This is a genomic window from Roseovarius sp. SK2 (genome assembly GCF_028807495.1).
GTDB classification, from domain to species: Bacteria; Pseudomonadota; Alphaproteobacteria; order Rhodobacterales; family Rhodobacteraceae; genus Roseovarius; species Roseovarius confluentis.
Map to the genome: position 1 here is coordinate 313,900 of NZ_JARAMK010000004.1, position 19,747 is coordinate 333,646.

At 57.7% G+C, this 19,747-nt stretch carries 22 protein-coding genes and 1 other RNA gene; 16 read left to right on the forward strand and 7 right to left on the reverse strand.

Annotated features, from left to right (window positions below):
• Window positions 1-4 precede the first annotated feature (4 nt).
• Window positions 5-101: signal recognition particle sRNA small type (gene ffs, locus PVV74_RS10750), an RNA gene on the forward strand.
• 186 nt (window positions 102-287) lie between these two features.
• On the opposite strand, the gene PVV74_RS10755 is transcribed toward ffs, so the two are convergent.
• On the reverse strand, window positions 288-770 hold the full coding sequence (locus PVV74_RS10755) for a protein-tyrosine phosphatase family protein (protein WP_274593163.1): 483 nt from the start codon (window positions 768-770) through the stop codon (window positions 288-290).
• Window positions 771-782: 12 nt separating this feature from the next.
• A complete protein-coding gene (gene ypfJ, locus PVV74_RS10760) occupies window positions 783-1,613 on the reverse strand; it encodes a KPN_02809 family neutral zinc metallopeptidase (RefSeq protein ID WP_274593164.1) in 831 nt (276 codons plus the stop codon).
• Window positions 1,614-1,711: 98 nt separating this feature from the next.
• On the opposite strand from ypfJ, the gene PVV74_RS10765 reads away from it, so the two are divergent.
• The 11 genes from PVV74_RS10765 (at window position 1,712) to PVV74_RS10815 (ending at window position 10,080) form a co-directional block, all read left to right on the forward strand.
• A complete protein-coding gene (locus PVV74_RS10765) occupies window positions 1,712-2,104 on the forward strand; it encodes a YidH family protein (protein ID WP_274593165.1) in 393 nt (130 codons plus the stop codon).
• Window positions 2,105-2,180: 76 nt separating this feature from the next.
• The gene (locus tag PVV74_RS10770) at window positions 2,181-3,953 is read left to right on the forward strand and encodes a DNA polymerase III subunit gamma/tau (RefSeq protein ID WP_371931655.1); all 1,773 of its coding nucleotides are present in this window, start codon (window positions 2,181-2,183) and stop codon (window positions 3,951-3,953) included.
• The gene (locus PVV74_RS10775) at window positions 3,929-4,339 is read left to right on the forward strand and encodes a hypothetical protein (protein ID WP_146050015.1); all 411 of its coding nucleotides are present in this window, start codon (window positions 3,929-3,931) and stop codon (window positions 4,337-4,339) included. The genes PVV74_RS10770 and PVV74_RS10775 overlap by 25 nt, the downstream gene beginning before the upstream one ends.
• A gap of 71 nt (window positions 4,340-4,410) precedes the next feature.
• Window positions 4,411-4,635 carry a hypothetical protein gene (locus tag PVV74_RS10780; protein WP_274593166.1) on the forward strand — a complete coding sequence of 75 codons (225 nt, stop codon included), beginning with the start codon at window positions 4,411-4,413 and terminating at the stop codon, window positions 4,633-4,635.
• 70 nt (window positions 4,636-4,705) lie between these two features.
• Complete coding sequence (locus tag PVV74_RS10785; RefSeq protein WP_274593167.1) at window positions 4,706-5,041, forward strand: SH3-like domain-containing protein; 336 nt, start codon at window positions 4,706-4,708, stop codon at window positions 5,039-5,041.
• Window positions 5,038-5,310, forward strand: coding sequence for an SH3-like domain-containing protein (locus tag PVV74_RS10790; protein ID WP_103763114.1), 273 nt, complete (start codon window positions 5,038-5,040; stop codon window positions 5,308-5,310). Before PVV74_RS10785 ends, PVV74_RS10790 begins: the two co-directional genes overlap by 4 nt.
• Window position 5,311: 1 nt before the next feature.
• Window positions 5,312-5,962, forward strand: coding sequence for a nitrile hydratase subunit alpha (nthA, locus tag PVV74_RS10795; RefSeq protein ID WP_274593168.1), 651 nt, complete (start codon window positions 5,312-5,314; stop codon window positions 5,960-5,962).
• A gap of 31 nt (window positions 5,963-5,993) precedes the next feature.
• Window positions 5,994-6,926, forward strand: a complete 933-nt coding sequence (locus tag PVV74_RS10800) for a lysophospholipid acyltransferase family protein (RefSeq protein WP_103763112.1) — start codon at window positions 5,994-5,996, stop codon at window positions 6,924-6,926.
• 269 nt (window positions 6,927-7,195) lie between these two features.
• Window positions 7,196-8,362, forward strand: coding sequence for a tyrosine-type recombinase/integrase (locus PVV74_RS10805; protein ID WP_274593169.1), 1,167 nt, complete (start codon window positions 7,196-7,198; stop codon window positions 8,360-8,362).
• Between the two features lie 69 nt (window positions 8,363-8,431).
• Complete coding sequence (locus tag PVV74_RS10810) at window positions 8,432-8,611, forward strand: helix-turn-helix transcriptional regulator (protein ID WP_274593170.1); 180 nt, start codon at window positions 8,432-8,434, stop codon at window positions 8,609-8,611.
• Between the two features lie 248 nt (window positions 8,612-8,859).
• Window positions 8,860-10,080 carry a hypothetical protein gene (locus tag PVV74_RS10815; protein WP_274593171.1) on the forward strand — a complete coding sequence of 407 codons (1,221 nt, stop codon included), beginning with the start codon at window positions 8,860-8,862 and terminating at the stop codon, window positions 10,078-10,080.
• A 33-nt stretch (window positions 10,081-10,113) separates the two neighbouring features.
• On the opposite strand, the gene PVV74_RS10820 is transcribed toward PVV74_RS10815, so the two are convergent.
• Window positions 10,114-11,931 carry a hypothetical protein gene (locus PVV74_RS10820; protein WP_274593172.1) on the reverse strand — a complete coding sequence of 606 codons (1,818 nt, stop codon included), beginning with the start codon at window positions 11,929-11,931 and terminating at the stop codon, window positions 10,114-10,116.
• Between the two features lie 409 nt (window positions 11,932-12,340).
• Here PVV74_RS10820 and PVV74_RS10825 point away from each other — a divergent pair, with 409 nt between their 5' ends.
• Entirely contained in the window at window positions 12,341-12,940 is a 600-nt protein-coding gene (locus PVV74_RS10825; RefSeq protein WP_274593173.1) for a hypothetical protein, read from the forward strand.
• Window positions 12,941-12,949: 9 nt separating this feature from the next.
• On the opposite strand, the gene PVV74_RS10830 is transcribed toward PVV74_RS10825, so the two are convergent.
• The 3 genes from PVV74_RS10830 to PVV74_RS10840 form a co-directional block, all read right to left on the reverse strand.
• Window positions 12,950-14,443, reverse strand: a complete 1,494-nt coding sequence (locus PVV74_RS10830) for a hypothetical protein (protein ID WP_274593174.1) — start codon at window positions 14,441-14,443, stop codon at window positions 12,950-12,952.
• 56 nt (window positions 14,444-14,499) lie between these two features.
• Complete coding sequence (locus tag PVV74_RS10835; RefSeq protein ID WP_274593175.1) at window positions 14,500-15,039, reverse strand: ATP-binding protein; 540 nt, start codon at window positions 15,037-15,039, stop codon at window positions 14,500-14,502.
• 459 nt (window positions 15,040-15,498) lie between these two features.
• On the reverse strand, window positions 15,499-16,416 hold the full coding sequence (locus tag PVV74_RS10840; protein WP_274593176.1) for a DMT family transporter: 918 nt from the start codon (window positions 16,414-16,416) through the stop codon (window positions 15,499-15,501).
• A 243-nt stretch (window positions 16,417-16,659) separates the two neighbouring features.
• On the opposite strand from PVV74_RS10840, the gene PVV74_RS10845 reads away from it, so the two are divergent.
• Together PVV74_RS10845 and PVV74_RS10850 are read left to right on the forward strand one after the other, a co-directional pair.
• Window positions 16,660-17,100 (forward strand): hypothetical protein, encoded by a 441-nt coding sequence (locus tag PVV74_RS10845; RefSeq protein ID WP_274593177.1) that lies wholly within the window; start codon window positions 16,660-16,662, stop codon window positions 17,098-17,100.
• 270 nt (window positions 17,101-17,370) lie between these two features.
• Window positions 17,371-18,777, forward strand: a complete 1,407-nt coding sequence (locus PVV74_RS10850) for a hypothetical protein (RefSeq protein WP_274593178.1) — start codon at window positions 17,371-17,373, stop codon at window positions 18,775-18,777.
• A 105-nt stretch (window positions 18,778-18,882) separates the two neighbouring features.
• Here PVV74_RS10850 and PVV74_RS10855 read toward each other — a convergent pair whose 3' ends face one another.
• Window positions 18,883-19,065: a ribbon-helix-helix protein, CopG family gene (locus tag PVV74_RS10855; RefSeq protein ID WP_274593179.1), complete on the reverse strand. Its 183-nt coding sequence runs from the start codon at window positions 19,063-19,065 to the stop codon at window positions 18,883-18,885.
• Window positions 19,066-19,186: 121 nt separating this feature from the next.
• On the opposite strand from PVV74_RS10855, the gene PVV74_RS10860 reads away from it, so the two are divergent.
• Window positions 19,187-19,672 (forward strand): hypothetical protein, encoded by a 486-nt coding sequence (locus PVV74_RS10860; protein ID WP_274593180.1) that lies wholly within the window; start codon window positions 19,187-19,189, stop codon window positions 19,670-19,672.
• Window positions 19,673-19,747: the final 75 nt, after the last annotated feature.

A 19,747-nucleotide genomic window follows, 5' to 3' on the forward strand; every position in this document is an offset into this window, starting at 1 on the left:
GGTCGAGAGGTTGGCGCGGGCAGGCGCCTCGCCAACCCGGTCAGGTCCGGAAGGAAGCAGCCGTAACGAGCCCCGCTTGGGTCGTTGTCCAGCCTCTCACCCAAGTAAATCGGATGCAGTCCGATTTACGTCGGCCGAAAGGGGATGCACCGCATCCCCGAAAGGCTTCCACTGAACAATCCAAGAAACCCACATCATTCGATGCCAACAGAATTTTTCAAAAATTCTGTCCCGGAAAATTCCAAATTTTCCGCCCCAAATTTTTTCACAAAAAATTTGCCGCCACCTCAGCCCGCGCGCGCCCACCTCAACTGCGCATCGGTTTCCACCGCGCAGGGCCGCACCGCGCGCAACCGCTCCAATGCCTCGTCCGCGTCCTCGCCAGCCTCGACCATCAGGCGCAGCGCCGCCATACCGGAGCGCCCGCAGCCTCCGAAACAGTGGATCAACACGCGCCCTCCGCCCTGCAGTGCGGCCAGCGCAGTCTTGCTGGCGATGTGCCACTCCTCGATCCGCTCCGGCGCAGGCACGCCCATATCCTCGACAGGCAGGTGGATCCACCTCGTACCCTTGTCCTGGATCTCGGGCCCCATATCCGTCAGGCCGTGGCTGACCTGCTCCGACACGGTGGTCATCGAAAGAACCAACGCGGGCTTCCAATCGGCGAGATGCTGCAAATCGTCGTCCCAATGCCCGCCTCTGCCCGGCATCGGGGCGATGCCGAGAATGCCCTCGGCCAACGGCAACGCGTATATGACGAACTGCGACATGCCGCCCGGCCCTCAGAGACGATCCGCTGCGAACGTGTCGCAGGACCGCACGTCGCCGCTCTCGTAGCCTGTGGCGAACCAGCGCGACCGCTGCTCGGACGTGCCATGGGTGAAGGTATGCGGCTGCGGTACCCGACCCGCGCGTTTCTGCAGATGATCATCCCCGATCCGCCGCGCCGCGTTCAGTGCCTCCTCGATGTCGCCCGGCTCCAGCAGCCCTTCGACCGACCGCGCCCAGACTCCCGACAGGCAATCGGCCTGCAATTCCAGGCGCACCGTCAGCCGGTTGGCCTCCACCTGGCTGGCCTGCTGCCGGGCGCGGTTCACCTCCGGCAGGATGCCCAACTGGTTCTGCACGTGATGCGCCACCTCGTGGGCGATCACGTAGGCCGCCGCAAAATCCCCCTTCGCCCCCAGCTCGCGCGACAGCGTGCCGAAGAACTCGGTATCCAGATACGCCTTGCGATCCGCCGGGCAGTAAAACGGCCCCGTCGCCCCCGACGCCCCGCCACAGGGGCTTTGTGTCACACCCGCGTACAACACGAGCACCGGCGGCACATAGCTCTCGCCCAGCTGCTGCTCGAACACCTGGTCCCAGACCTCTTCGGTGGTGGCCAGCACGCGCGACGTGAACTCCGCCGCCGCCTCGTCCTCGGCGCTGATCTCGCGCGGGGCGCTCTGCTGTCCGCCCGCGCCTTCCAACAGCGGCGTCACGTCGATCCCGGCGAAATACCCGATTGCCAGCACGATCAGCAGACCGAGTCCGCCAAGCTGCAACCCACCCCCGCCGGACCGGCGCCGATCCTCGATATTCCGGCTGCGCCGAAACCCTTTCAACCGCATGATGTCCCCCCAAGGACGATGAACCGCAACCAACATAGCCCGGTTTTCGTTCTTTCGGATATACTGAATATGAACGAAAATTTCGCAGGGAGCCGGGAATGCCACAGGACGACGCCGACCACGGCGAGCAGGACAAGAAAACCAGGTGGGCCGAGAATCGCACCGACTGGGCGTCGGACCGCACGATCCTTGCCAACGAGCGCACCTTCAACAGCTGGATGGGCACGGGGCTGGGTGCGGTCGGCGTCGCCATTGGCCTCAAGGCCGTGTTCGGCGCGTTCGAGCCCACCTGGGCCGCCAAGGCCGTGGCATCGGCCTTTCTCGTCATCGCCATCGTCGTGTTCTGGGCCGCCCGTAACCAGGCCCGTACGACCATCAGCAGCATGGAATCCTACGATGCCGCGCCCATGCCCACGAAAAACTTCACCCTGCTGGCAAGCCTGATGACGCTGGCCACCCTCGCAACCGGCGCCATCCTCTGGAGCCTGTGATCCCCGCACCCCCTGCTGGACCCCGGCGCGTGTCGCCTCTACTCTGCCCGCAAATTCGAATCCCAAAAGGCGTGGCATGAGCGACACCCAAGACAGCGGCTATCAGGTGCTGGCCCGGAAATACCGCCCCGAGACCTTTGCCGATCTCGTCGGGCAGGACGCGATGGTGCGCACGCTCAAGAACGCGTTCGAGGCCGACCGCATCGCGCAGGCCTTCATCATGACCGGCATCCGCGGCACGGGGAAGACGACCACCGCCCGGATCATCGCAAAGGGCATGAACTGCATCGGCCCGGATGGCGAGGGCGGCCCCACCACCGACCCGTGCGGCGAGTGCGAGCATTGCAAGGCCATCATGGAAGGCCGGCATGTCGACGTGCTGGAAATGGACGCGGCCTCGAATACCGGCGTCGGCAACATCCGCGAAATCATCGAAAGCGTGCACTACCGCGCGGCCTCGGCCCGCTACAAGGTCTACATCATCGACGAGGTTCACATGCTCTCCACGGGCGCGTTCAACGCGCTTCTGAAGACGCTCGAGGAACCCCCCGCGCACGTGAAGTTCATCTTCGCCACCACCGAGATCCGCAAGGTCCCGGTGACGGTCCTGTCGCGCTGCCAGCGCTTTGACCTGCGCCGGATCGAACCCGAAGTGATGCTCGACCTCCTGCGCCGCATCGCCGGCAACGAGAACGCCCAGATCGCCGAGGACGCGCTCGCGCTCATCACCCGCGCCGCCGAAGGCTCGGCGCGGGACGCCACCTCGCTGCTCGATCAGGCCATCTCCCACGGCGCGGGCGAGACCACCGCCGAACAGGTCCGCGCCATGCTGGGCCTCGCCGACCGGGGCCGCGTCATGGACCTCTTCGATCTAGTGATGAAGGGCGACGCGGCCGGCGCCCTGACCGAGCTTTCGTCGCAATATGCCGAAGGCGCCGACCCGATGGCGGTGTTGCGCGACCTGGCCGAAGTCACCCACTGGGTCAGCGTGGTCAAGATCACGCCCGAGGCCGCAGAGGACCCCACCATCGGCCCCGATGAGCGCACCCGCGGCGGCCAGATGGCCGAGGCCCTGCCGATGCGCGTGCTCACCCGCATGTGGCAGATGCTTCTGAAGGCGCTGGAGGAGGTCGCCGCCGCGCCCAACTCCATGATGGCGGCTGAGATGGCGATCATCCGCCTGACCCACGTCGCGGATCTGCCATCGCCCGAGGACCTCGTGCGCCGGCTGCGCGACAATCCTCCCTCCGGGCCGCCCAACGGCCCCGCGCCCACACCGCCAAGCGGCGGCAACGGCGGCGAAACCCATGGCGCACCCGCGTCCCAGTCCGGCGGATATGCCCCGACGCAAACCACCGGTGGCGGCAACGGTGGCGGCGTCACTGCGCTGGCGACGCAGGCCGAGGCCTCCCTCGCGCACTACCCCACCTTCGACCACGTGGTCGAACTCATCCGCGCCCATCGCGACGTCAAGCTGCTGGTCGAGGTCGAGACCTCGCTGCGCCTCGCCGCCTACCAACCGGGCCGCATCGAATTCGTCCCCACGGAAAACGCCCCCCGCGATCTCGCGGCCCGTCTCGGCACCCGCCTGCAGACCTGGACCGGCAACCGCTGGGGCGTCACGGTCGTGAACGAAGGCGGGGGCGAGACCATCGCCGAGGTCCGCGACGCCGCCCGCAACGCGCTCGAGGCCGAGGCCCGCGAACACCCCCTGGTGCAAGCCGTCTTCGCCGCCTTCCCCGAGGCCCGCATCGACGATATCCGCACGCCCGAGGACATCGCCGCCGAGGCGCAGGCCGACGCGCTACCCGAAGTGGACGACGAATGGGACCCCTTCGAAGAGGATTGATCCTCTCCGCGCCCCTGATCCTGCCCGCCACCGCCCGCGCGCAGGAGGTCTGCGCCAAGGTCCGCCCCGACTGGGACGGCGCGCCCGTCCCGGCATGGGAAGAGGCGATCCTGCTCTTCGGCTCACCCGCCGCGCTGGCCCTGCTCCTTGCCTCCGCCCTCGTTCTGCGCTTTCGCAGCGCATGGGGCGCGCTGGCGGTCTTTGTCGGCTGGAGCCTCCTCGTCTCGGCCTTCACGATCTACGACCCCACCGGCGGCCAGCGCATCGCCGCAGCGCAGGAAGGCTGCATCGGATCCCCGGCACTCTTCGTCGCCATCGTCATGGCCATCGGCGTGGGCTTGTTGCTCTACACCGGCAAACCGCGCGACGAGGACGCGAAGGGCTGACACCGCGCTGGTCGCGATCCGGCCCTTAAAATGCCCGATTCACGGGGTATGGCAGGGAAAAGGACCTTGTCATGAAAGTCGGATTCAACAGACCCTCACACGAGCACCCGCAGATGCGCCGCTGCCACCGCTGCACCGGATCGGGACAGGCGCCCTGTCAGGTCTGCTTTGGCCACGGCACCACGCATCGGCGGCTCGACCACGTCGGGAAACCCATTCATGACCGCTGCGACGGCTGCTTCGGACGCAAGACCACCCGCTGCGGGCTGTGCAATGGCGAAGGCTACATCGCGTAGGGTGGGTGAAAACCCACGCGCTCGCGCAAACCCATGGACAGGCCCCGCCCCGCCGTCCTAACCTGCGACCATGACCGATACTCCTGAACGCCGCTGGCACGACATGGGCGGACACTCCGCCGGCCCCATCCCGATGGAAAGCCACGACTTCGCCCTTTGGGAAAAACGCGTCGACGCCCTCATGGTGCTCTGCGCCGCCAAGGGTCTCTTCACCGTCGACGGCCTCAGGCGCGCGCTCGAGGACATGGGCGAGGACGCGTTCGAGAAATACTCCTATTACGACCGCTGGATCGCCGCCACGAACCAGAACCTGGTCGAGGCGGGCGTCTACAGCCTCGAGGAACTGGGCCAGCGCATGGAAGAAATCGCCAAACGCGGCCCAACCTATGGCGAGGCGCAGGAATGACGTCCGCAGGCACCAAGGTCCGCGTGAAGACGATGACCCCGCCGGGCCACATCCGCGCGCCCTTTTACCTGCGCGGCAAGACCGGAGAGATCGAGCGCATCCTCGGGCGCTTCAAGAACCCAGAGCAACTCGCCTACGGCCTGCCCGCAGCCGAAAAAACCCTCTACCGCGTCCGCTTTTCCATGGCCGAACTCTGGGGCGACGCCGCGGAAAACCCCACCGATACCTTGGATGCCGAAATCTACGACCACTGGCTGGAAGAGGCCTGACATGCCGCACGACCACCACGACCATGATCATCTCTCGCCTTCCGGCCACCCCTACCGGCAGGACAACGACGCCCCCCTCACCTATTTCCAGCGCATGGAAATCGCCGTACGCGAACTCCTGATCGAAAAGGGCCACCTCACACCGGCAGAGATCGCCACCCAGATCGACGCCATGGATGCCCGCTCCCCGGCCAACGGTGCCGCCGTGGTGGCCCGCGCCTGGACCGATCCGGAGTTCAAGGCGCGGCTCATGGACAATGCCGGCGATGCCACGCGCGAAATGGGCTTCGACATTGGGCCGCTGCACCTCGTGGCGGTCGAGAACACTGCCGACACCCACAACATGATCGTCTGCACGCTCTGTTCGTGCTACCCGCGCAACCTGCTGGGCCTGCCGCCCGACTGGTACAAGACCCGCGCCTACCGCTCCCGCGCGGTCCGCGAACCCCGCGCGGTGCTGCGCGAATTCGGCGTGGAGCTGCCCCAGACGACGCAGATCCGCGTCCACGACAGCACCGCCGACATGCGCTACATCGTGCTGCCCGCCCGGCCCGAAGGCACTGATGGCATGGACGCCGCCGCGCTGGCCAGACTGGTCACCCGCGACTCCATGATCGGCACCGGCCTGGTCCTCGTGCCCGAAAACACTTGAGGCAGCCCCGCCCCCGGCGTATCCCCTGCCCATGAGCAGCGAGCCCGAAAAAATCCCCCTCGGCGAACGCCTGACCGGCGCGGTCCTCGTGGCCCCCATCCGCATGGCCGGCCTTCTGCCCTACCGCTGGCGCGTGCCCTTCGCGGCGTGGCTGACCACGCGCATCCTGGCGCCGCTCGCGGGCTATCGCAATCGCGTGCGCGAAAACCTCGCCCTCGTTCGCCCCGACCTGTCGCGATCCGAAATCGAGACACTGGCCCGCCGCGTGCCCGACAACGCCGGGCGCAACATGATGGAGCTCTACTCGCCCGAGTTCCCCGACCACGCCCGCAAGTCGCCCGTCGTCGGCCCCGGTCTGCCCGATATCCGTGCCGCCCGCGACGCCGGCCGCCCGGTCATCTTCGTCACCGGCCATTTCGGCAGCTTCAATGCCGCGCGCATGGCGATGATGGAACAGGGTTTCAACATGGGCGTGTTCTACCGGCCCATGGCCAACCGGCCCTTCAATACGCATTACGTCCGCGCCATGGCCGCCCTCAGTGAACCGATGTTCGAACAGGGGCGCAAAGGCATGATGCAAATGGTCAAGCACCTGCGCTCGGGCGGCGTGCTGGCTATCCTGAACGACCTCAACGCCCATGACGGCGTGCCGCTCGACTTCTTCGGCAAGCCCGCACTGACGTCCCTCGCCACCGCCGAAATGGCGCTGAAATTCGACGCCCTGCTGGTCCCGGTCTGGGGACTGCGCGATCCTGACGGCCTCCACTTCACCATCCACACTGAGACGCCCATCGCCCATTCCGACCCGGTTACCATGACGCGCGAATTCAATACCCGGCTGGAAGCGGCCGTGCGCGACAACATGGAACAATGGTTCTGGATTCACCGGCGCTGGAAAGATGGCACCGGCCCTATGGCCGAGCGCGGCGCCGACTACCTGCGCGAACTGGAAGAGAAAGCCTGATCCAAAGGTGCGGCTGCGCCGCACTCTATTATTCGTCGAGGGGCCAGCCCCTCGAGCACCCCGGAGTATTGACCGAACAGTGAAGCCGATCACTGTTTCACTGTTCCGAAATACTCCCGCCGGAGGGGTATCCTTTTTGTGTCATACGTTCTCACTGCGTCTCATGGGAATAAATCTTCCTTTAATCGTAATAATTTAAGATTTCAGCACGTCCCGGAATGACCCGGGAAGTGCCACGCCAGAACGTATATAAAACGGAGGATATTATCATGGCAAAATCTAACGCATTCACAGTCGCACAACTCAAGTCTCTCCCCACAGGCAAGCATTGCGATGGCTTGGGCCTGTGGCTCTACAAACGCCCTGACGGTGGTGCCCAATGGATCTTTCGCTTCCAGCTCTGGGGGCGCCAACGCGAGATGGGTCTTGGGTCATATAGAAGCGTCAGTCTCGCCGAAGCAAGAAGGCAAGCACAACTGGCACGTCAGCAGGTGCTACGGGAGGTAGACCCGATCAAGCAGCGCCAAATAAATCGCCAACAATCGAATTCTACTGATGGCCGCCTCGAGCACCTTGCATTGGAAGCATACGAGAAACACAAGAAAAGCCTCAAGCATGGTGGGTCCGATGGCAAATGGTTCAGCCCTCTTCGGCTCCACGTCCTGCCGAAGCTCGGCAAGATGCCGATTGTGAAGATTAACCAAGAAGACATCGCGCGTGCGCTGGAACCCATCTGGCATGAGAAGCCGGTTACCGCCAAAAAGTGCATTTCCCGGCTGAGAACGATATTCAGTTACGCAAGCGCCAAACGCTTCCGTGTCAGCACAGCAGTTATCGACGATGCTGTGGTGATCCTCGGCTATAATAAGAAACGCTCGACGCCACACCAAGCGCTCCACTGGAAAGACGTACCTGCGTTCTACGCGACCCTCTCGGATGACGACCCCACACAACTGGCATTGCGGATGCTGATCTTAACGGGCGTGCGCTCGGATTCGATCAACAACATGCGGTTGGGTCAGCTTATGAGTTCCGTCTGGATTATTCCCCCGCTCCACGTCAAAGGCCGCGCCGACAGTGACTTCGTATTTGACGTACCCTTGAGTGAAGAACATTTGCACGTGATCGAACTCGCAAAGAAACATTCAAGAAAAGGATACTTGTTTCCCAACGCAAAAGGCGGCCCCCTGAACAAAATGGCTATGCGTAATTTCCTGGTGGACAACAACATCCCGGCACGACCACACGGGTTTCGCTCTTCTTTGCGCACATGGCTCATGGATGAAATTCAATGTGAGGAAGAGATTGCCGAAGCTTGCATCGGTCACGTCAGAACGGGCGATGAAGCTGTCGATGCCTACAAACGTTCAACTTACCTGCCAAAGCGCACACCCCTGATGAAAGAGTGGGCAAACTTTGTTACCGGCAATTCCTGAACAAAACGTAAACTTGGCTTAAATCATTCGCTGCTAAGGTGATTGCATCCAAAGAAATAGAGGACATGTATGACCGATAAAATATTAAGGCAGAAAGATATTCAGGAACTGACCGGGCTCAGCCGCTCGACAATTTACAGACATATTAACGCTGGGACATTTCCAGCACCCGTGAAATTGACCGAGCGTCTCATCGGATGGCGCCACAGCACGATTTCTGAATGGATCGCGGACCGCCAAGAGGTTTGACTTCGTAGGTCCCACACCCGCCCGGCATTATTTTGTGCCGGGCGGCTCTCGGCCCTTTCCTGACATTGCGCATGCATGCTGGATGCTGCATTCGCAAGCCGACTATCGGGTATTCGCTGCAACTGCTCTATTTGGTTGATGGTCAAGGACTGAGACACGGACGAACGCGACAAGTACACGTAAACAGATAGTTTGTTGCACACATTGTGCTTGTATCTAGTAGGCTCATACCGCATGGAAAACATGCTATGCATATGCTTTCTGCCCACAATCACAGTGAGTTCCTAGCAGTCCCGCAACTGATCCGATTTGACTATGCCGCCGGACAGCATGATTGGGAGCCTACGCTGCTGATAAAAGGGAGCACGCTGCTCCTAAAATACATTGTCCTTGGGACGCGCATGCAATTGGCGTTCGCGTCTCTTGAAGGGCGACTAGTCTACGCGCTTCGCGTGTTTGACGACGATACCGACGGGGCAATACTCTGGTCGGTCTGCGAACGCGAAGAAGAACTGGACGCCATCAAAGCCTTGGCCCAAGGAAAACCGATTGTAGCTTTCTTGTTCAACGAAATTGCCGTCAACGTCGCGTGGAATGAAGTAGCACCGTTACCGAAATTGGAAGGGATCTCAGCCTTCGCGAAGGATGCGTCGTTAGGGCCAATAGATCATTCCGCAATCAAAAGAGTGGCCACAAGTCTTTTAGATAAGCTTGATATGGAGGACGGATCCAACGGCGATTGGCTGGTAGCCGAGATCGGCGGCAGTCGCGATTGGAAGCCATTACTCAACCACTTCATTACGGCGTCTGCTCAATCGAGCCTGATTAATTTGTTTGATGAAGATGAAGGAAACCAACAGGAACAGATTGGGATTTGGCTCACTGACAACCTTCACCCACAGGAGGTCTACCATAGCCCGCAGCGCCCCTACAAAGAAAACGAAACGCGAGAATTGACGGACATTCTCTTAAGTTACGAGTTCGGCGCTACGCTGATTGAGTCGAAGACTCTATCGATTCTGGCACGCAAGAAAATTCCTAATCGCGTGCGGCTTCAACGTGACGTCTCTTCTCATTTAGCCAAAGCATTTAGGCAACTACGCGGGGGCATTCGACAGATAAAAGATGGTGCTGAGATTACTGGCAACGGCGGAAAGGCCATATCGATAAACCGAGACCAGCCTGCTCATGCAATTGTATTGGTCCCAGACCTAGACCTCATCGAGGTCCGCGAAGAGTATGGTGCGGAATTCATTGAAGACTTCATGTCCAATACTGGTGGGTTCCCTCATATCCTTGATGTCTCCGAGCTACTTCGCGTAGTTCAGGCAGCAGAAGCTCTTGCCTCGCGTGGCCAGGCAACCACACCCATGATGGCCTTCGACTACTATCTAATGGAAAGGGTAAAAAGGGCTGCAAAGGCAGGAACTCTCTGCATCGAGGTCCTGTTGCGCTTTGTCGACGAATAAGCTTCTGACTTAGAAAAATTGGTCGAGTTGGCCTCATGGTTGGCATACGACAGCGCCGGTTGCGCCGACTTCCATGCAAGCTGAGAAAAAGGACTGCATAAGCCAGTATAGTTGGACGAATGACGGAGATGGCCTTTGGCCGCCCTGTATCGCGATAAATTCGTCCACAAGCGCCTGCCGACTGAGCGACGAAGTCACAATGACAGCGCGTCGGCGTGCATCCGGCGCCGCTCTCGCGCGATTCAGCGCGTCTGCTAAATCAGCGACATTCGAGCGTATCGTTCGGTGAATTTGGGTTTGCTGATTGGGTGCGTTGTAGGTCGAGCCCCACAGCTCTAGCTTGCCTGCGATCCGTTCTTCTGGAAACGACATGTTTCCGAGGTTCTTGACTGCCTGGCTGACAGACACATGGAAAGGGCTTGCACCGAGAGACAACGCGCCGTGCTTCGCATGGTAGAATGAGATCTGCGTGACGCCTGCGCCATTAGAGATACCGATGAAGTCAGCCCACTCATCGCCAAGGTCGTCGCACAGTAGAATCGGATCTGCAGCAGCAATGTCATCGACAGTCGCTCCGAAACTTGAATTGCCATCAAACGCGGTATGTGCGGCGGTAAATTCCCCCTTCTCACTTGTGACGTCCGCCAGAGGCTCACAGACGCTAAAGTGCCGCAGAAATGACTCACCTCCGTTCACTAGGGTTTCATCTCGGAATACCTGACCATCAATGTATGCCAGTCGCACATCCTCAAAAAGAACGATGAGCGCATTCATCCTGTCGAGATACGCTCGGAGCGTTTGCCGTTCACCATCTTCACCAAGAGCCTCACCGGCTGATTCCACGTAAACGTCTGATAACTGCGGTGACGACAGGGAGCGCAGTGCGATGCGATTCTTGTTCAGACAGATTGATGCGCACTGATCGCCTGTGGCTGGGTCGAGCGCCGCTCTCAGGCGGACATCACCCTCAATATTCAGGGGATAGCTAAGTCTCTCCATTAAAGTCGTTATTTCGTCTGCGGCTAGCTCGACTGCTCCATCGTCGTTCAGACGGATGAGCCTGATGCCCTCCTCAACATCGTCCACGGCGTCGGCAAGTTTGGTTGTATCAATCGCCATGGCCAGCGGCTCTGAAGATGCCAGCGCTTCGGTTAGCGATACCGGCCTGGCGAAGGACCTGATGAATGGCGAGACGTTCGCATTATCCACATCAAGCTCTTCGATAACGCTCTTCGCAAAGGTAATGACGCCGGGAAGATCCGCGCGCGCCGAACGAACACCAATGCGTCCGGTGCTCGGCGTTGCGGTACTCTGAATGCCATTCGTGACGACACTGTATGTACGTGGCGCATACCGCCTGCTCCCGGCAGGACCAACAACATTAGCAAGATCCGCCGCGTCGACGGTCTTAGATCGCATCGCGTAGGGCGAAATGGACATATTGCGCATCGTCATACGCTGGAAAACCGCATCTGTTTTAGCGATTGCACCTTCGACACGTGCCGATGCAACTGTCGAGAAATATGTTGTCTTGAAGGAGGGTGGGAGGTTCAAGCGGGACGTAAGGACTGCTGCATAACCTTGATGTTCGATCAATAGCATGAATCCGTAGAGACTCTCTCGTATCGCCGTAGTGCTTTCGAGAAAGGAAGGCGAACTCTCATATCTGAAGCAAATTGCAGACCAGCGAACGTCGTCGAATTGTTGACGTGTGTACTTGAACTCGTTTCGGGCCGTTACACCGTGGTTCGCGCGAAGCTTTACAAACAAGTCATCGATGGCCCGGTTCGACAGCTCCTTTCGAATTGAATGAAAATTTGCAGATGTCGGAACGGAAAGATCATCTATCATATCAATCACCACTAATGCATGCACTGCGTGCAGATGCTTCCCAAGTGTTGAGCCTAGAACAACCTCCCAGAGCTGATCTAGCTTGGCCAGGCATCTTTGCCTCGCCACTCCAGCAACCACTCCATAGTCGGCTCTTAGACGATTGAATCCAAGAGAGGCGCTTGCAAGACACAATGCCGAAAATCCGCAATCTGATCTACCCGAGACGGGATGAGCTTCTTAACTCCATTCGTAGACGCTGTCTGAAGGTAAAAGACTTGAAGCGACGCGTATGAGCAGGCCAAACACTTGGATTGGAAACATCGCAAAAAAGCCGATACTCAACTTTTTGGAAGCGCTACACGTCAGACTGTTCATTCTTTGTTCTATACGTTAGTCTGTACCCGCTATCAGATTCATGTGAGGCCAGATGAAAATCAGAGTTAGTCAGTTCATTGATTTTGCATATGGGGATAAACGCAAGGACAAGGCTAAGGTCAAAAGCATAATCGGCGAACTCAATTTGCCTTATGATCCTGCCAAAGATCGCTATAAACAGTTTCGAGAGGGAATGACCTCCTATGAAGACAAGGCGATCTCGGAAAAGCAGTTCCTCGAACTCTATTCAAGCGTATCCGCCAATAAATCTGCTGGCTATAAGGTACTTTGCCAAAACTATCTGGACCTGAAGGAGGATCACGCACTTATTTGGCAAGGGCGTAGTCCGATAGAAGCTGACATTTCAGGACTCCGCGTCTCAACAGCGTGGTACCTACGTACAGAAGCGAACAACCAACGAAGAATAATCTTCCTGCACTTCGGAAAAGACCAACTCCCTCGAAAGAAGGAACGCGGGCTATTGACTGTCCTTCGAATGGCACAACCGGATTCCGCGGGCGTCGGCATTCTTAACATTCAGCCAGGTACACTCATTACTTCAACCAGGCTTGACCAAGCCGAGGCCGAATATCTTCGTGAACGAGCGGCCAAATTTATGTCAGTTTCCAAACAGTTGACTTCCGATGGTTAGCAGCTGCCGCTATCCATCCCCAGACTTCTCGAAATTGGTCTGCCCGCGCTGAACAAGTCCGGCGGCATCAAGTAGCGCACGGTTCGAAGTCATTGCCGAAGAAAGAACAAAGTCCCACTCAAAGGCCTGAATGATGACATTTGAATGATCACCACCAAGACGGCGCTCTCTGCCTCTGCGGTTATGTATGTAATCCCAAGACGCGATCTCATCCTTAAGACCACCTTGGAAGTCCGCGACAATCATGCAGTGAAATCGGCAATCATCTGAAACCAAGACGTTTCGCCGTCCGAAACCCTCAATCTGTCCCCTTTTGATCCGATCAACATACTGTGTGACCTGGCGCGTAACACTGTCGCCGACAGAATAGCCAGTCCGACCTGGGTGCTTGAACTCAACAATGAACACTTGAGTAATCGGCTCTAAGTCGTCAACGCCTTCGCCTCCGCCTTGTTGCCCAACAGGCGCGAGGCAGTAAAGATGATCCCATAGCACAATGTCCGGTCTAAGGTCGCTCTCTTCATCTACGATCACATGCTTCAGAGGGACATCCGATGCAAACCCTGACGCAAAAGCAAGACGCTCATCTAGCAGCCAAAGATCATGAGCCGCGTTTTCAACTTTTGCTGGGTCGTTGCTATTTACCCGCATCGGTACAATCAAAGAATGCAACGTAGATTCAAGATGATACTTGTCAGTGCCATCGGCGCTACGCAGTCTCCGGATGAGCTGGTCCATCAGATCGCGCACGACTCTACGCCTTGCCGCGTGGTGCGCAAGTGAGCTGCGCTCGTTATCTTGAACATCCTGCGCAGCTTCACGAACAACTCTGTCAAAGTCTTCTGGAACAGCATCGCCTGAGACCAAGCTTTGTACGATGGTTGTAAGTCGTTCCTCGCGGTCACGTTCCTTTCGATAGCGAGGTAATGCGAGCTTTGCGACAAAGTCCTCGTGTGTTTTTGCGCCAACTGGAAGCGAAGCGAATATCTCCTCGCTATCGCCAAATCCGAAAATCGGTTGCTCATTAAGAAACGCCTCAAAACTACGACGGCGTTCGTTGTCGAAGTCCCGGAGCTGGTCAGCGATGAGCTTATCTCTTGCTTGGTGGACCGATGCCTTAACAATATCGTCTAATTCTGAGGCCGGTACCGTGAACGAAGTTCTGCTTTCTGCAACTCGGTCGTCAAGGTATTTGCTACCCACGACCAGGTGCATTGCAAGATCGTCATGGTCGTTCGCTTTTAGGGCACCTATCCCGACAAGACTATCGATGTTCCTAGTTTCTACAGTTCGCTTGTTCCCAAGAAGGTGCAGCTGATGCCGGCCTTCGAGCCCCTGGCTTGCCTTTTTCTCGCAAAGATAACCTTCGATCCTCAGTTCAGGCACCTCTTCTGTGGCGTTCGCAGAGAGGTCCTCGGGGCCCTCGATGACAAGATCAACTACATCAACGGGGAACTCAGCCGAGAGTGTGTTTCCCGCCTTGGTCGTAATCGACAGAGTCACACGTGAACTGCTTCCAGCCAGGAAATCCGCAATGAATTCGGCAGCTAAGTAGTCCTTTATTTTTTGGCTTGCTTGGGAAATTCACTTGCGTAGGGGCCTTGCTTGAGCCCAGAGAGACGCACAATTGTGCCCGTTTCGTTTGCGCCAAAACCTTCGAAATTGGACGATAGATCTTCGATTTGCTCTTCACGTTTGAGGCGAAATCTGAATGCTCTCTGCGCGTATCTTTCTCCATCTCGGAACCGGGATTTCACCTCGACACTCTTAAAAGCATCGAGCCAATACAAGCGGCCAACTCCCTTCCCGCCACGTTGGCTCTTGAAGTCGGTATCAATCTCACAGAAAGCGTCATACCGGGCGGTCTCGAGCCCGATTCCGTTGTCGCGCACAATTATGTCTACATCCTCGCCACCAACGCCCTCGATGTCTATCCTCACATGCCCGGGCAGACTATTTCCAAAGGCTTCATGACGATCGTCAATCGCCATCATGGCGTTGCTGACAGCTTCAAGAAACGGCTGCATAGCCTGCGCAGCGTTGGAAGGCTTGGTAAGCTTTCTGACGCGATTGACGAGGTTTTCGCTTAAAGTGGTCATGGTGTGTTCCTGAAGGCTTCCGGGGAAGATGCCCGTTCGAAACAATCATGTCACCCAATAAGGCTTATGAAACCAACCAAGTACCCGGCGAATGCATCGCTGCCACCTCAACGTCTGCTTTGCAGTTGATTATCAAGTCGGCTCGCAATCGCAGCGAACTTCCGTTTCCCGCCCTTCTTGTTGTAAACTTTTCAATCGTCCTAAACGTCGGCTGATGGCACTGCCCCCTGAAAGCAAACCCCGGTAAGAATAGCTTTCGAGCCCAGGATTCTGCGCTGCTCCATAACTTCGTGTAGGTGTTTGATTTCGTTGAGGGCGAATTGTCGAATTCGCCAACCTAGCATGCCGCAGGCGACCACGGTGTGGAAAGGCTCATCTTCGGACCATTCGTGCCAAGTGTAACTTCACCCCGCCACCAGCCGACAGAAGAATCTACCGGGCCGCTCAATAATGAAAATTCTACGGCGACGTAATCGGTGGCGGTTTCCGGCGTTTACCCGAAATCGCATTGCCGGCAATCGCCAATAGCAGCACGGCACCGCCGATCAGAGTATTGACGCTCGCCATCTCGCCGAGAAAAAACCAGACCCAAACCGGCCCCAGCAGCACCTCGGCCAACGAAAGCAAGGCCAGTTCAGCGGCGGGAAGGCTTCGAGACCCCAGCGTGTAGAGGATCAGTCCTGCTCCGACCTGGAACAGACCCATCCCCATCGCGACGCCACTATCGTTCCAAGTCAGAACAAGCGACTGCCCTAGTATCAGACATATGGACGACGTGATGATGATCGCAAAAATGCCTGACAGGAAAACAGCCGGAAGCATTTCTCCGGTCCGCCCCCAACGCAGCGCGACGGTGAACACGGCAAACCCGAACGCCGATCCGAGAGCTGCAAGGCTGCCTGACAGAACCACACCGCCGGATTTATCGGCCACCATTATGCCGATACCACCGATGGCGACCACGATGGCAATCCAGGTCGCGGGTCTGACGGGCTCTCGCAAAACGAGCCGCCCCAGGACCGCAGCCATGAACGGCGCCGTCGCGAACAACAGCATCGCATTTGCGACCGAGGTGTTCTGGATCGCGAATATGCCCCCCGAATACGCGGCAACCAGCGACAGCCCTGCGACAACGGCGGGCCCGCCGATACGGTGCGCTTGCGCGAAAGGGCTTTCGCCTGACCTGACACGAATGACGACGTACAGGAACAACGACATGCTGACCGACCGATACAGCAGGATCTGCCAGACCGATGCATCCTCGATCAGGCGGATTCCAAGACCGACCGTCGACCAAAGAACGCCTGCTGCAAACACGAACAGCACGCCATATCTGTGGCTCTCGCCGTGCGAAGCGGGTTGATCAATAGACGTCATCTGGGTCCAATCTGGAAAACCTGACCGGCAAGGCAGAGTACAGTAGTTCCACGCCCCCTGCCCTTACCACTGTTGAGAACGTACCTCTGCGTCTAAGGCATTTCTTTCAGAGCGGCCATAGAGCGGTCGACATTTCAAACGGACCAGCATTTCCTTCGCCGTGGTCAAAATGCATGTCCACCGCTCAGGATTAACGTTCTAGCAATATAGGCCTCCATCTTCTCCCAAGACAGGGAGAAGGACATGAGTAACAGCCCGAATTCAGAAAGCGACACGTGGCGCGCTTCAGCCAAAGAGATGAGGAGAGACTACACCTCATTTGCTTTGGCCGGGTTAAGGGCCCGGCACTACGCAGGCGTGTTTCACAGAGTCGAGCGCGCAAAGAACCCAACGTTCCTGGCGACCATCCTGCTCGACGGGTTCGAGCGGTCGCTCGAGGTCAAGTTCACCTCTGTGCCCAGGGGCGGTGGCAAGGTCCACATGTCTGGCACGCTATCTGGATTACGCCTTTCCGAGACGCACCGGAGCTTTGCATTTTCCCGCGACGTTGAAGCGCCTTACCGGGCCCAAGGCGTCATCAGTCTGACTGGTGCAACTCTGAGTATTGGCATTCTGCAGGCGCGTTCCGCCGACGGCTTAAGGATTTACGTTTGTCACCTCGAGGTCGTCCGAGAGCATGCATAATCGGAAGAGAAAACCGGTGCGGAAAACTCAACAATTCCGTTACCAGACCGCGCATTTCTGCGACCGATGGCTACAGCTGCGTTATCGCGATATCGGACACAGGGCTTCTGACGCCTTCGGTATTTCATCCAACTTTCACGTTCTGAATAACCATCCTCCCCCTCCGGTTCAGGCGGATCACTATGGACAGCGGCGGCCTCTTAAGAAGCGCATCCTTATTCCAGCACAAATTTCAGATCACCAAATTTTCAATTTCAGGAGACACCTTAAATGGCAATACATGATCGCGATCTCACGCACTCCTCGCAAATCAATCCTACCGCAACAGGTAATCCTTCAGACAATTTCGAAGGCTGCAACACCGACCTGTTAGAGGCCTCTTTGCAAGCACACGAGCTCTCAGTCAGAGCCCAAAAGAACGTTTCGGCTGCCTCGCTTTACGAAAGCGGTACCTGGCAAAAATACGAACAGCGCGCCTCAGCGCTTGCGAGGAAGCATCCGTCACGTGATCCATTTCAGGCATACCTATCGAATGATGAACACGATACCTGGTCGAGCCCGAACAGCCGGCAGAGCTACAGGTCCGCCCTGGTTCGTCTTGCGGCGCGCGACATTCTCGAACTTGGGCCCTCGTTCTGGCTTCAGATGGTTAGCCTTGCAGTCGGCGAGGAAGAGAAAACCTATCTCGCTCGAGCGATCTCGGCACGCATTGAGTCGGAAACTCAGAATCGTGTTCGGCAAGCAAGTAATACGATTTCCTTTTCCCAGATCCGCAGACTCGAACGCGCGGTAGAGTTCATCATTAAAGTTCAACCCGATCCTGACCACACCGCTTTGCGTCGAGAATTTCGCGCACCGTCTCGGGTGGAGACAAACGCGGATGCTTCTACCTCGAAGAAGAGTACTCTCTATAAACTGAACCAGCATCAGCGACGCAGGGCCAAGGTGCTTCCGGCATACGATTGGCGCAGCCATTTCTGGACCGCGGCGGTCATGTTCGACACACATCTCGACGACCGCAGGCGTGCGTGTATTGCGACCTTGATGCTCACCGGCTGCCGACCTTCAGAACTCTGCGATGACCTTGGCGTGACGGTCGATGCCGTTGGCTTGGATGACAATCAACGCCTTGCGTTTGAGATCGCCGGGTCAAAGTGCATAGAAAGCGGCGCAATTCATCCGGGCAAAGGTCAGGAGCGGCGGTACCTCGAGATCGCACGTGAAACACCGGAAGCCGCATGGCTATTCGACCATGTTGCCGCACAGCCTGATCGTTCAGTCCGATTGTTTCTCGACGTCCCGGCATACGACCGGAAAGGCATTGCATTGATGCCGACAGAGCGCCGGCGTCGGGTGTCCAACCAGCTTGGCAAATTGATCTGCAGGCTCGGGAATGTTGCCTTTCCAAGGCTGCGGAGCAATCTGTCCCCGTATGTATTCCGGCATGCTCTATCTTCTGATCTCCGAGCGTCAGATCATCAATTTAACCGCGGCGATATCGCATCAGCACTCGGGCATCAAAGCGAGCGGACCCAGAGCCATTACGGCAGCCCCAATACTTCTAGAGACCTGAATGGCAGCCGGGCCGAGCAGATCATTCATGTATCAGCGACGTCGCCTGTCCGAACATTTGAGTGCGGACGGTTTGGTCGAAATCCCGACGTCACCCCAGAATAATTTTCCGCAATATCGAAGGACGCTTGCGATGATTGGACCTCGTACCAATTACAACCGGCATCGCCTGCTCTCTCGAAATCCAGCATTGGACCGCTCTCGGTCCGTCTATTTTTCGGAATCTTGTATTTTTTGGTCGAGCCAGTCCGCAATGATCCTGCGGATCATTTCCGGTCGTGTCGGCACGTCCGTTTCTTCGCGCCGAATGTCATCTATCGCCTGAAGCATGTCGACATGGAGGCGCAACGTGACGGCGGAAGTGTCTGTTCTTGGGCGTCCGAACTTGCTCATCTGGGGTGATTCCAAATTAAGGGTTGACTTTATGATGGCAAAATGTCATAAAGTCACGAGCAAGGCAAGAGTTGCCGCTCCTGCCTCGCTCTCATCACAACGATCTAGATAGGAGATCACTATGACTAAAAATATTAATATCACTTCCAATCCGGCTCCGAAAGCGAGTGCGAAGCCACAAAAATATTTGTTTGACGGGTTTTCGGACCTGCTGATCAGAATGCACTATGCGCTCGAAGAAGAAGAGTGGGCCGATGATACCTGTTGGGACATCGCATGCGACCAATCCGTCTCGGAGGTGGAAAAGGCCTGGTGTTTTGTCGAGCAAAAGGCCGAAGACCTCATTGCGGTTCAGCCTCTTTCGGAGAATGACCTGATCTTGCAACGAATTGCCGGACTGGTGAAGCGCGCAGTCTCCACAGACAATATCGTCACGCTGTGTGCTACGCATGCGAAAGCGCTGGAGTGCCTTTCGAACGCGTCTCAAGGCCTTGCGCCTGCCGTCCGGGACTTGGCTGAGGAAGCCGAAAGCTGTCTGGATCAGATGTTCGAGCATGCGTTGGAGAGCGAAGGCACTCAGGACACCATCCTGCCGCTCGCCGCGTAAACTTCCAAAGCTTTCTAACCAGCCGCTTTGCCCGGTCGGTGTTTCCGCCGACCGGCAGCTCAGACTTATTCAAAA